Annotated in this window: 6 protein-coding genes; 3 read left to right on the plus strand and 3 right to left on the minus strand. The window is 62.2% G+C overall.

Annotated features, from left to right (window positions below; translation table 11 throughout):
- The first annotated feature begins 83 nt into the window (after window positions 1-83).
- Entirely contained in the window at window positions 84-5729 is a 5646-nt protein-coding gene (locus C5B85_RS13235; RefSeq protein ID WP_146077962.1) for a PKD domain-containing protein, read from the plus strand.
- A gap of 143 nt (window positions 5730-5872) precedes the next feature.
- Here the strand turns inward: C5B85_RS13235 and C5B85_RS13240 are convergent, their stop codons facing one another.
- Window positions 5873-7330 carry a phosphatase PAP2 family protein gene (locus C5B85_RS13240; protein WP_104286478.1) on the minus strand — a complete coding sequence of 486 codons (1458 nt, stop codon included), beginning with the start codon at window positions 7328-7330 and terminating at the stop codon, window positions 5873-5875.
- A 213-nt stretch (window positions 7331-7543) separates the two neighbouring features.
- On the opposite strand from C5B85_RS13240, the gene C5B85_RS13245 reads away from it, so the two are divergent.
- Window positions 7544-9931, plus strand: a complete 2388-nt coding sequence (locus C5B85_RS13245; protein ID WP_104286479.1) for an acyltransferase family protein — start codon at window positions 7544-7546, stop codon at window positions 9929-9931.
- A gap of 27 nt (window positions 9932-9958) precedes the next feature.
- Here the strand turns inward: C5B85_RS13245 and C5B85_RS13250 are convergent, their stop codons facing one another.
- On the minus strand, window positions 9959-10870 hold the full coding sequence (locus C5B85_RS13250; protein WP_104286494.1) for a UTP--glucose-1-phosphate uridylyltransferase: 912 nt from the start codon (window positions 10868-10870) through the stop codon (window positions 9959-9961).
- 151 nt (window positions 10871-11021) lie between these two features.
- Between C5B85_RS13250 and rfbA the strand changes: the two genes are divergently transcribed.
- On the plus strand, window positions 11022-11882 hold the full coding sequence (gene rfbA / locus C5B85_RS13255) for a glucose-1-phosphate thymidylyltransferase RfbA (protein ID WP_104286480.1): 861 nt from the start codon (window positions 11022-11024) through the stop codon (window positions 11880-11882).
- Window positions 11883-11914: 32 nt separating this feature from the next.
- Here the strand turns inward: rfbA and C5B85_RS13260 are convergent, their stop codons facing one another.
- A complete protein-coding gene (locus tag C5B85_RS13260) occupies window positions 11915-13423 on the minus strand; it encodes a hypothetical protein (RefSeq protein ID WP_146077963.1) in 1509 nt (502 codons plus the stop codon).
- Window positions 13424-13701: the final 278 nt, after the last annotated feature.

Genomic DNA, 13701 nt, shown 5'->3' on the forward strand with positions numbered 1-13701 from the left:
TACTTTCCGACATAGTCACGGGACTCCACCCGCTTCCCCTCCTGGTGACTCCCTCTTCTGACTCTCTACTGAGATGAGCCATCGTGACGAGCAAGTCCCCTGCCCTGAAACGCCGACCCCTTGTGTCGGCGGCCGCGAGCCTTGCGATCGTGGCGTCGAGCCTCGCCGTGGTAGCGCCTGCAGCGCATGCCGAGGTCGGCGAGGCGACGACCTGGGTCTTGATGAACGGCAGCACGATCGTCGATGAATTTGGGTCAAACGAGAGCGTCTACATCACTGGAGCACAGTCTGGCGGCGGCCTCATTCCGAGCTCCGACTTCTACGTGATTCCGAACCGAGATTGGTCAACGGTCCCCCTTGATTCCTCGCTCGAGGGTCTGGATGTCACGAATTCTGATCACATTCCGAACACCTACGTCGGATGGCAGGTCGTCCAAGAGCCGTTGTGGTTCGGCACTCTTCGCACTGGCACGTATGACGTCGTCGTTGATCGAGACCAGGACGGGCGACTGAGCGATGTTGATCAGATCATCGGCTTTGGTTCTGCTCCCGGATTCACCGTTGAATACAACGGAACACTTTCCGAACTCGCGAAGACTGCCCTCAAAGAGGACTTCGGGGCCCGGTGGTCCAACGCGGCCCTACAAGCGCAGAAGTATGCACTCACTGTCCGCATTTTGGAGATTCCAGGCACGCTACTGCCGACCGCAACGAAGGCGGGAATTGTCGTCGCCAAGAGTCGCGAATACAACCCTCTCGCTAGTGGATTTCTGCATCTTACGGATGGAGTGGAATTCTGTGTAGAGAACGACTTCACGTGCGGCGTTGAGCAACTCGTACCTCTATCCGGGAAGCCGGGCGGTGGGGATGTCCAGAAGGTAGCCGACAACCTGAAGCTCGCTGCGGATGCGATCTACGCCGATCCGCCAGACTTCGACTACAGCGAAGTGGTTCCGTACGTCGCCCCGACGCTTGCAGATGAGACGCAGTCCGACTCGGTCCTTGGCAGTCTTGCGAAGTTCACGAATCGTTACGCGGAGGCCGCAGCATGGGCCGAAGCGCTGCTGCACGCTGTTGAGAAGCACGATGGCGCTGCGATCGATGGCGCTACAGCCTCCGTTCGTCTGCAAGCCACTGCCGTCTCGGAGTACAGTCTTGGCCTCGCGAACGCCCTCGCTGAGGCTCGGACATCGGCAGCGACGCTCTCCGACGCTGCCTTGTCTGAGGGACTCGAGGATGGGCTGGAAGCACGGATTGACGCTGCAACCGCCACACGTGATCGCGTCGCTCAGAGCGGTCTGACGGTCGAAGAGCGGGCGGCTTTGAGCGCCAAGGGTTTCAGCGATGAGCAAATCGAACTTCTTGTTGTTGATGTCCTGGAATCCAGCTTCGATACGGCGCGCCTTTCGACATTCCTCGACCCTGTTGCGGAGGATGTGGCGATTGCAAACGACGCTCTCCTGGAGCTGTCATATCAAGCACTCAACGAAGTTGACGCGATCGACGCTGGCTTCGGGGGGAACCAACCGCCCATTGCGGTCGCAGACACTGCAACAGTCGTGAGTGGCGGAGAGGTTCAAATCCTGGTCGGGGACAACGACTCTGATCCAGAGGGTGGCCCGCTCACCTACGCACTCGAGACGGCTGCGATGCACGGCACCGCGCAATGCGCTGATGGAATCTGCACGTACGCACCAACCGGTGACTACACAGGTCTCGATTCGTTTTCGTACCGGGTCTCCGATGCCGAGGGCTTGAGCACCGTCGGTACGGTTTCGGTCACCGTGCTTGAGTCCGGCCAGCTCATTGCGACGAGTGACCAAGTCACGGTCGCTGCAGGAGGAACAGTCACATTCGATGTTCTGACCAATGACCTTAGCGCCGAACTAAACGAGAACCTCACGATCAGCTCGTTTACGTCGGCCTCACAAGGCACCGCTAACTGCGAGGTGGGGGGCCGCACCTGCACATACTCAGCAGAGAGTGGTTCGGGCGCGGCGAGCTTCACTTACACCGTCCTGAGCTCGGACGGCACCAAGTCGGCGATCGGTGAGGTTCTCGTCAATGTGTCGGACAGTCTTGCGCCCCCGATCCTCATCTTTGGGCAAGACGAGTTTGTCGTCGAAGCAGGCTCTATTCTCGACCTCACTTACTTCGCTGACGCGCAGGGGGACGCCGAACTGACGAACTGGGATTGGTCGTTCAGCGATGGGCGCACCTCAAGCGATCCCGGAACGTCCTTCGTTTTTGATGCAGAGGGGCAGATCGACGTCGCTCTGACCGTCACGGATTCTCTCGGTGCAAAGACGACGGTGGAGACCCGAGTCAGTGTTGTCAACGCGGCACCGTCACTCAGCTTCGTCGGGTCTCAGCCTGCCCGCGCGGCTCTTGGGGTTGAGCGGAACTTTTCAGCTCAAGCGAACGACTCGGGTATCGATGAGACTTTGACCACAACGTGGAACTTTGGCGATGGTACGACGGCCATCGGCGAGCAGGTCTCCCATGTGTGGACTTCGCCGGGCGAATATCAGGTGTCCGTCGCGGCTTCAGACGGTCGGGCGACTTCTGAGGTGCTGACGCACACTGTTGAGGTCGTCGCGGGGGCGCAACCCCCAAGCCTGGGGCTATCGCAGACATCGTGGAGCATCCCGGAAGGTTCTGCTCTCGTCCTCGTCCCTCAGATCAGTGACCCGGATGGAGAACTCGAACGAGTCACCTGGGACTTCGGCGACGGAACTATTGCTGAAGGCATCGATCAGACTCACCAGTACGCGAGCGAGGGAAGCTTCGCCGTGCACATCACTGTCATCGACGACACGGGTCTCGTTTCCGTTGCTACGGCGAATGTGACGGTGTTCAATGTTGCGCCGGTCATCACCAGCGTCACGACATCTTCTCCCTGGCCTCGAGTGGGCGAAGAGACGACGATCCGCTGGGTTGGCCACGATCCGGGTGGCGACCCGCTGACGGTGTCCTGGCAGTTCGAGGATGAGGAGCCGGTCGCGGGCGAAGAAGTGGTCCGCACCTGGACAGAGCCCGGCACCCACACGGTGCGGGTACAAGTCACGGATGATGCTGGTGCGTCGACGACGTTCGAGACTACGGTCGCCGTCGTTCGGGACCACGATGGCCCAATCCTCGCGTTCGACACGTCACCCGATCTCAATTGCGACGTCCGCTATCTGGGCGATGCGAGCCCGAGCTTCTTCGGAGCGACAGCGTGCGCCACTTTTGTCCACGTTGCAGGGCAGAGCCCTGAGGGTGAGACAGCGACCATTTTCGGTCCTTCGCACATTCCGGCGGGGCCGTCCGCGTCTGGTTTCTCTCCTGTCTCGCAGTCGAAGTCGGGAACTGGAACGCGCCTTGATCCACTCACCATCGAGACCGTCGTGATGGCGGGGCCGAGCATGGAAGTCACCCAACGAGACACCTATGTCATCGGTGACAACGCCTACCGAACAGATACATCGGTTCGAAACATCTCGGAGGCCTCTCTCGACATCGAAATCGGCTACGGCGCAGACTGCTACCTCCAAGACAATGACAACGGCTACGGCAGCTATGACGAGCAGACCGGCGCGGTGACTTGTCGAGCGCAGGACGTGGCGACGGGGGGCCCCGGTGATCGAATCGAGCAATTCATACCGCTCACCCCAGACTCGAGCTGGACCTACGGTTCGTACAGCGGCGTGTGGGCGAATATGGTCACTCGGGGTCCACTCCCTAACGAGCTCAGCTCGGCGGAGTCGCCGATCGACAACGGGATGGGTCTTGAATGGGCCCACACGGTGACTCCGAACTCGGAGGCCAGCGTGGCTCGTCTCACCAACTTCTCACCACTCGGGCTCGAGTCCGTGCCGGCCTCAGTTCGGTCTCCGGCCTCGGCAGAAGCGGGATCGCGGGTGCCGATCGAGGTGACCTTCACGAACCCGAATCTCCTTCCGGTTGACTTCCGCAGTATCCGTGTTTCGCTTCCTGATGGCTTCTCGTATGTGCCCAGCAGCTCGACTGGGGCAAGCCTGACTGACCCGATGATCGAAGGACACAGCCTTACTTGGGATACCCCATCGCAGCTTCAGGGAGGAGCGGCACTGACGCTCAGGTTCGAGGCAGTTGCATCGACCTCCGCGATGGAGGGAACGATAATCGCCAGCGGATGGGCGGAGCTCGCCCCGGTGTTGCCTGCCTCAGTCGACATTCGCGTCATCGGCGAGCCCGTCAACGCAGCGCCCACAGCCAGAATCGCCGACCCAGGTGCAGTACCAGAAGGCTCAACTGTCACGCTTGACGGCAGTAGCTCTACCGACCCGGAAGGCGACCCGCTGACCTTCGGCTGGGATTTAGACGCAGATGGCGTCTTCGACGATGGCTCTGATCCGGCCGCGACGCTCAACCTTCCCGTGTCGGGCACCTACGAGGTGGCGCTCCGCGTGACTGCTGGGACCACTTCCCACGTTGCTGCGCTGACCGTGACGGCAGGGAATGTTGTCCCGTCCGTCGCACTCGGCGAGGAGCAGGTATCGTCGGATGGCTCCTTCACAGCGGCTGGATTCTTCGTGGATCCCGGCGAAGACGCTTGGGTGGCCACCGTCGACTATGGCGACGGCACAGCGCCGCAGTCGCTCGCACTCTCCGGGAAGACGTTCGAACTGGACTATAAGTACGCCCAGGCGGGCGAGTTCATCGTCACGGTCTCAGTTCGCGACGAGATCGGAGCGTCCGTCGGCCAAACCTCGACGACTGCTGCGGTTGCAGCGAACTTGCCTCCGGTGCTCACGGGCCTGGTGAGCACCTCTACAGATGAGGGAACTCCGGTCACTTTGAACGTGACGGCGAGTGATCCTGAGGGCGAGCCCGTCACTTTGACATGGTCAACGACCGAAACTGCATCCTGCATACTGACGCCCGCCGGAGAGACAGCAACGCTGCTCTGCGAAGACGACGCGACTCCGGTCGTCACTGTGGTGGCTAACGATGAGGGGCAGACGCTTGTGGGCGGGGCCGGCATGACAACTGCATCCACGGTCGTCAATGTACTTAACGTCGCCCCCACGGTTGGACCCGTGCTCAGGGATGGTTCACCGTTGACGGAGATGGCCCTCGGGTCCTCCGTCGAGCTCAGCGTGGCTATCACTGACCCGGGTGCCGACACGCATGAGTGCGAAGCCAAGTTCAATGGCGAGGTCCTGCCAGGAACAGTCGTGGGTCGAAACTGCACATTCAAGGTGCCATCGAACTCGGCCGGCACCTTCGACCTCGAGGTCACCGTGACGGACGATGACGGCGGTCAAGGAATCGCGACCGCCGAGGTGACGTTTGCTGGCGCGGTTGCGCCCACGCCTAGCGTGACTCCCACGTCAACCCCCAGCGCAACACCGTCGCCCACGCCCACGCCCAGCCAGACGCCGACAGCGACAGCGACAGCGACAGCGACAGCGACAGCGACAGCGACAGCGACAAGCATCCCGACCAGCTCTTCCAGTGTGGAGCCGTCTCAGTCGTCGTCATCCGAACCGTCTCCTCCGGCATCACCGCTCCCTGAAACGGCGTCCGCAAGTCCTTCGGCTCCGGCTTCTCCCCCGGCTCCGACTGCCAATCCGGATGGACTCGCGACTACAGGACAGGATGTCCCTGCGGGGCTGATCTGGGCCCTGCTGCTAACCGTGCTGCTGGGCGGAGTTCTTATCGTTGGCGGAACTCGGAGGCGCAGGTCTGCTCCAGAGGAGTAACGGGCGTGAGGCCCAACGTCCTGCGATGGGCTGACAGTTGACCCGACAATCCGAGCTGTGACACGAGAGGCCCGCGGCCCGCCGTACCGAGATCCATTGGATACTCGGTACCGCAGGCCGCGGGCCTCGCGTGAGAGGTGCTGCTAGCTGTTCGCCTTCGCGGAGCGCTTGCGGAGCACGAGCGCCGTCGCGCCGGCGACGAGCAGGGCGAGCGCGGCGATCAGGCCGGTGCCGATGTTCTCAGCGCCGGTGGTTGCGAGAGCGTCAGATCCGTTGCCTGCCGTGCTGCCGCCGGCGGCCGGGGCCCTCGTCGACGGGACGGGTGCGGTAGTGGCGGATGCGGTGGGCTCGGCCGTCGCAGTGGCGGTCGGCTCTGCAGTCGGGACGGGCGTCACGGGCGGCTCCGTTGTGCCGGGCGTCGACGGTTCGGGCTGCTCGGCTCCCACATCCACGATGTTGATCGTTCCGTCTGCGTTGACCTGCACCACTGCGGCCATGGCGGCCGCGAGGTTGAGGCGCTGCCAGCTGCCTTCGGTGCCCTCATCGAGGGGGTAGCCGGAGTCGATGGCGGTGAGCTCGAGCACCTGTCGGCGTTGCTCCGGCGTCAAGTCGGGGTGGCTCGTGATGAGCAGCGACTCCGCGTTGGCGGGGATCGTGACGGCGTCTCCGGATGCTGCGATCTGCGGGAACGCGTACGACATGCGCTCCTCGTAGACGGCCAGCGCATCCTCGTCAGACAGGTATGGGCTGTCGGCGGCGATGCAGTCGGCGAGTGCTGCACCGCATCCCGCTTCGAGCACGCCTCGCAGCTCAGCCTCGGCCTCGGCGAAGAGCTCGCGGAACGCGGGGTCGCTCATGCGGCGCTCGACGATATGCTGACCCATCATGCGGCCGCTCATGACGTCGAGCGGATAGTGGGCGGCCATGACGATGCGGTTATTGCCGGCCTCGGCGGTGCGGGCGAGTATCTGCGGGGCCAGCTCGGGCAGCATCACCGAGAGCGAGGTGCCCTGCCAGTACGCCTGCGAGGTGTGACCGCTCGGGTAGGCGCCACTCGTGGAGTCCCAGGCGTCGCCGCCGTCCTTGTCGCGGTACTGGAGCAGCTCGGGGAAGCGGATGTACGGGCGGTCGTAGTCGAAGTAGTTCTTCGACGGGTTCGACGACGAGTAGTAGCCGACGAGGCCGCCGCTCTTCGCGAGGAGCGCGTCGATCTTCGGCAGCTCGCCCGCGAGGCGCGCCTCCGTGTAGATGGCGCCGAGGTTCTCGCCGAGGCCGTCGGCCATGGAGACGGACATGTCGTCGTACTGGTCGACGATCGCGCGCTCGACCTGCTCGGGGGTCGCCGAGTTGTTGATGTCGACGGTCTGGCTGTCGTTGAGCGCGATGATGTCGGCACGGTCGGTGACGAGCCACGAGAACTGGTCCATGATCGGCACGTAGTCGTAGTCGGCGTTCGACGGGTAGTCGAAGGCGAGCTGGTCGTCGGTGAACGGTTCGGCGGCGGATGCTGCTCCCGCGCCGAAGCCGGAGAGCATCACCCCCAGCCCGGTCGTGACAGCGATGGTGGAAGCGAGGCGTCGTCGTGACGTCGTGATGCGCATGCGGGGTTCGGCCTAACGGTCGGGGGATGAACCCCGCGAGCGTAGGGACCCGGGGAAATCGTGCGGTGTCCGTTAGGTGGACGGATAGTGAACTGGGTTGGCCGGCGCGAGTCCGTGGGCTACGTCGCCGACTTGTTCTGATCTTCATGCATGCGCATAATTGGGGGTCGGCGACGGCCACAGACTTGAGCCGACAGGTCCGCATCTGCCCAGATGGACCTGAAACCGCCCCACTCCATCGGAGTAGGGCGGCTTCGTCCACACACCACCGCCCCTCGACGGGCATCTCTGCCGTCCGCGATCCTCGCCCATTCTCGTCGCACTCAAGCGTCAACGGTCGAACTCCTCCTTCTATCCAGATTTTGCGCCCCAACTCCCCGGGTGTTTGCATTCCAATATGGAGAATCCAGCGCGGTCCGAGATATCGCTATAGGCTCCCGCGAGCCCCTTATCTCAGGAGAAGACGTGACTGCAGGCCGTACAATTCTCGATCGCAAGCCACGGCTCAGGCGTACCGCTCCGCCACGCCGACCAACGTTCCGGCGCGACGTGCAAGGCCTTCGAGCTCTTGCCGTGCTTTTCGTCATCGCCGACCACCTCTTCGGGTGGCCACACGGTGGTTTCGTGGGCGTCGACATCTTCTTCGTCATTAGTGGATTCTTGATCACGGGACTCTTGATCCGCGAATTCGAGTTGACGGGCAAGATCAGCTTCTCCAATTTCTACAAGAGGCGCGTCAAACGCATCCTTCCAGCTTCTGCACTGGTACTAGCCGTGACAGTTGGAGCCTCATTCCTGCTTCTCAACGCAACACGCGCTTGGTCTGTCTTCTGGGATGGCGTCTGGGCGACACTCTTCGTCGCGAACTGGCGCTTCGCCTCCTCTGGCACCGACTATTTCCAAGCGGATGGCCCGGTCTCACCCTTGCAGCACTTCTGGTCTCTTGCCGTCGAAGAGCAGTACTACTTTGTCTGGCCCTGGGTCATGCTCGCGGTGCTTGCAATCGTCGCTCGCAAATCGAGCAAGCATGCGCGACTTGCGGCGGGCATTGCCATCGCTTTGATCAGCGCAGCGTCGTTCGCCTGGGCGTTACTCGAGACCCAGACCTCGCCAACGGTGGCCTACTTCTCGACGATCACTCGCACCTGGGAACTCGGCTTCGGAGCTCTACTGGCGATCGCTTCACCACTGCTGCTGCGAATCCCCCACGTGCTACGCCCCATCCTCGCGTGGGGCGGCATCCTGATCATGCTCTGGTCGCTGTTTTTCGTAACTGAAGGGCCGGCTTTCCCGGCGCCCGCTGCGGCAATCCCCGTGCTCGGCGTCAGCCTTGTGTTGCTGGCTGGCGTCGGCGGAGATCAGCGTTTCCTCGCTCCACTCACTAACCGCGTGTCGGGCTATATCGGGAACATCTCCTACAGCCTCTACCTGTGGCATTTCCCCGTCATTGTTCTAATCCTTCCTCTCCTGCCGTTCGGGCCGGTATGGAATGAAGTAGCGTCACTTCTCATCGTCGGAGCAGTCTCCATAGCCGCATACCACATGTGGGAGGACACGGTTCGTCGGTCACCGTGGCTCGATGGCAAGCGTGCTTGGGCAGGCTACAAGCTGCCGAGTTGGTGGAAGTATGCGGGGGTTGCAACGATGGCCGCGGCCACGGCCGTGCTGGTGGCGGTAGCTATGTCGGTAACAGCACCACGGACAAACTCGACCGATGTAGTAGCACAACTGCAGGGCACGCAGGACGGTCCAACCTATGAGCTGCCCAGCGACCTCGGCCCAGAGGCAACCAATATCCAGACGGCAATCGCAGCATCTGTTGCACTCAGCGCTTGGCCGGAAACGTCACCAACCATCGACGAGACTCTCGCTACTGACCCATATCTGCCTGGTACGGCCGGCTGTGGTCTCGCCGGTGCTGACCTGTCCGCCTGTTTCATCGGCAACGGTTCAAAGCAGATCCTGCTTGTCGGCGACTCAATCGCTATGAAGTGGCCGGCGGCTCTAGTTGACATCGCCGAGAGAGCGGACGCAAAGATCCAGATCGCAGCAATGTACGGCTGCCCGATGGTCGACGTGGCGCTCGCGCACACCGACCCGGCGCTTCAGCAAGGATGCATCGAACGTCGCGAAGAAGTGAAACAGCTAGTGGCAACGACCGCGCCGGAATATGTCATCTATGCGAATACGGCCGTATTGCCGAATGGGATCGACGGCTCAACTCTGAGTGTCGAGCACTGGTCAACCGCTCTCTCCCAGATGCTCAGTGTGGTTCGCGGCACTGAGGGCACAATCGTCCTAGGGGCTCCGCCTGCAGACAAAGACCTCGAGGCGTGCTACACACCCCGGTCAAAGCCGCTGGACTGCACGAGCTTTGTCTCGCAATCCTGGCTAGCCGTGACGGCGGCCGAGGCCGAAGCCACAGTCCAAGCAGGAGCGACCTACGCACCCACCGCGCAGTTCTTCTGCAACGCGGACGGGATTTGCCCACCGATCGTTGGTCAGGTTGTTGTGAAGCGCGACCTCACTCACACAACCCTTGCGTACGCTCAGAAGCTTCAGGCAGCTTTCTCGGAAATCCTGGGCGGCGTCATCCTCTAGGACCGCGGGCCGGATGGCAACCTTCGCCTAGAGCCCAGCGGCGTAGTTTTTGAGCCATGGACGAAGCTCCGGCCCCAGCTTCGGGTCTTGGCTTGCAATTTCAACAGTCGCCTTGATGTACTCGAGCTTGTTGCCGGTGTCGTACCGTCGGCCGTCGTAGACGACTCCGACCACTCCCCCGAAAGCCTCGGGGTCACCAGCGAGCACCTCGAGGGCGTCGGTGAGCTGAATCTCGCCGCCGCGTCCGGGCGCCGTGCGCTCAAGCACGTCGAACACCTCTGGGCGAAGCAGGTAACGGCCGATGACCGCGAGGTTCGACGGTGCGTCGTCTCGGGCTGGCTTCTCCACGAGGCCGGTGAGCTGGATCGTGTCTGGCCCAGTGACTCCTTGTTCGCGCGGGATGCTCGTGTCGTAGGAAGCGACGCCGTAGGCCGAGATCTGGTCGAGGTCGATCTCCTGCAGAGCAACGATGCTGGCACCGGTCTGCTCGTGGACCTCGATCATTCGCTTGAGGAGGGAGCCGCCCGTCGACATGATGTCGTCTCCAAGGAGAACCGCGAAGGCCTCATGCCCAACATGTTGCCTGGCGCGTAGCACCGCATGCCCCAGACCTAGGGGGTCGCCCTGACGGAGGTAGTGAACGTCAGCGAGGTTGCTTGCGGCGGTAACGCGCGCGAGCTTCTCGTGCTCACCGCGTGCCTCAAGCATGTCCTCAAGTTCGGCCACTCGGTCGAAATGGTTCTCAAGCGAGACTTTGTGACGCCCAGTGATCATGAGGACGTCATGCAGTCCAGCTTCGACAGCCTCTTCCACCACGTACTGGATGGCTGGCCGGTCTACGACCGGCAACATCTCCTTCGGGATGGCTTTCGTGGCGGGCAGAAAACGTGTGCCGAGGCCCGCCGCGGGAATGACGGCCTTGGTGATGGAAGCGCGCATGCCCACAACTGTATTCGGTCGAGTTAACGTCTGGGTTTCGTGTACCCGCGCGATAGTCCCATGCAGATCTCCAATAGGCTCTTCTCATGCTAATCCTTGCCCCCCGAATCGAACGCTCCGGAACGCTCAGCGCGAAGGCGGGTGCGTAGCCGTGAAGGGAATCATTCTCGCTGGCGGGTCTGGCACGCGTCTGTGGCCGATCACCAAGGGCATCTCGAAGCAGCTCATGCCCATCTACGACAAGCCGATGATCTACTACCCGCTGTCGACGCTCATGATGGCGGACATCCGCGAGGTGCTGATCATCACGACCCCCGAGTACAACGACCAGTTCCGGGCCTTGCTCGGCGACGGCTCGCAGTTCGGGATGCGCATCGAGTACGCCGTGCAGCCCTCCCCGGACGGGCTCGCTCAGGCGTTCATCATCGGTGAGGAGTTCATCGGGGACGACTCGGTCGCGTTGGTGCTCGGCGACAACATCTTCCACGGATCGGGCCTCGGCTCGTCGCTGCGCGGCAACAACGTGCTCGACGGTGGCCTGATCTTCGCGTACCACGTGTCGAACCCGGTCGCGTATGGCGTCGTTGAGTTCGACGAGGACAACAAGGCGGTGTCGATCGAGGAGAAGCCGGAGGTGCCGAAGTCGAACTACGCGGTGCCCGGCCTCTACTTCTACGACAACGACGTTGTCGAGATCGCGAAGAGCGTCGAGCCTTCAGCTCGCGGCGAGCTGGAGATCTCGAGCGTCAACTCGGCGTACCTGGACGCGGGCAAGCTCCAGGTGCAGGTCCTCGACCGTGGCACGGCGTGGCTCGACACGGGCACGTTCGAGTCGATGATGCAGGCGAGCGAGTACGTGCGCGTCATCGAGGACCGTCAGGGCTTCAAGATCGGCTGCATCGAGGAGATCGCCTGGCGTGCCGGGTGGATCAACGACCTCGAGTTCGCGAACCTCGCGAAGCCGCTCCAGAAGAGCGGATACGGACGCTACATGCAGGGACTCCTCGCGTAGCCGGGCGCATGGTACGCGGGGTGCGCCAGGACTCACCCAAGGACGTGATAGGCGAAACGAAGCAGCTCGGGACCTCGAGGCTCCTGCGCGCAGCTCAAGGTGAACCCGGTCTCTGAGGCTTCGACGTATGCCTGAACCATAGCTGCGGCGGCGTTCAGCGGCGTCATAGTCACCACAGGGGCGACCGAGAATTTTCGAGTGAATTGGACAGCCACTTGGCCCCCGTTCGCCGGACTAGCGCTGACCTGGAATTCGAGGACGCCTTTGACATCGTCCCCAACAATTGAAGCGTTGGAAGTAGCAGGGCTGAGGGTGCGAACAGCCGCGGTTCGCCCATCGGAACAGACATGCCCACTCACGACTTGGTCGCCAAGGACTACGAATGGCATGCGCGTCGCCCGAGCATCACCGACGACCTCGGTGCCGTCTTCCCAGCTCGAGGGGTTCAACCAAGCACCTGCGCCATAGCCTGCATCGATCCGTATCGCCGTCTCCGTGTACCGAGTCAGAGCCGTGCCGTTCAACCAGAAAGAATCGCCGGCTAGGAGATGAATCAGCCCAGCGGACACGTTGCGTTCCCCCTGGCCAACGAGCGCGCCGCCCATGATCCGAACTCCCCCGGCATCCGGCTTCACGAGAGTCACTTGGTCGTGCTCGATTAGGAAACCAGGGCCGCCGAAAATCATGGGCGAGACGAAATCCACGCCTTGGACGTTGAAAATTCGAACCAGCGGCAACCGGTTTCCCGGCTTGGAGACGGAGTCCTCCGGTGATTCGATGTGTAGTCCATAAAAGCGCACCCACTGCACTTGCGCCCCGGTCGCGCCCGTACCTCCGATACTCAAGGCGGTTTCCGGCGCTCTCTCAATATGCAAGTTATAGATGTCCTGGTTGTTAGTATGCGAAGCCGAGCCAACACCATCAACGGACCGGATTCGCACCGCGGGCGAAGAATCCGTGCCGCAGTTGTCTACCCAAATATCTCGCATTACGCCGTTATTTGCCCTCGCAATCTCGAGACCAACGTCATTGACGCCGATCACGCGTACCGCGCAGATATTGCCCTCGAAAGCCTCCGTGCGAAGCCCAACACCCGACATCCCACGTCCGTCTATCGTTAGTCCGCGGATACTGGCACCTGCGCCAACAAGGTCGACAACAGGCCGAACCCCATCGGACCCTTGGGGCCTGCGCAGTTGCACGCCTCCGTAGGCATCGTCGCCCGGGCTTGTAGCTCCGAAGCGAGCCCCATCACCAGCCCAGCCTTCGATGGCTGTCTTTGCGGGAAGTTGCAAACCCTCGCAGACGTAGGTCCCGGGGCGAAGCCGAACCACGTCGCTATTTCGGGAGGCCGCATTGATCTTCTCTTGTATGTACGAGGTCGAGTTTGACTCGCCCACAAATGCGAGCTTCCCAACCGCTTCCTCGAACGGTACCTGCGAGATCGGCATTTTCCCGTCGATCTGAAGCTCGGCGACGCCCCCAGGGACTCCCTTTTGACTTTGCGGAACCTCTCCGACATCTTTGCTTGAGATCTGCACGAGTCGAGCAGCTTCCAGAACCGAAGCTGTGGCCAGACCGCCCAACGCTGCAGCGCTCAGCAAGACTGCTCGACGTCCGTCAACTCCTGGCTCAGGAACGGACTTCTGACGTGTCTTCTTCCGAGAAGGGCGAGGGTTCTCGTGAGAAGAATCGGACGCTTTCGCCTCTGCCGCGTCCCCCATCAGGTGTTGAGGACTCCTTGCGCGGCGGCGTCTTCGAGTGCATCGAGCCAGGGCCGCATGGGTGGAACCCCCGCGTTCGTCCAGGCGTCGTGGCC

This window comes from Pseudoclavibacter sp. AY1F1 (assembly GCF_002931075.1).
Lineage (GTDB): Bacteria > Actinomycetota > Actinomycetes > Actinomycetales > Microbacteriaceae > Pseudoclavibacter.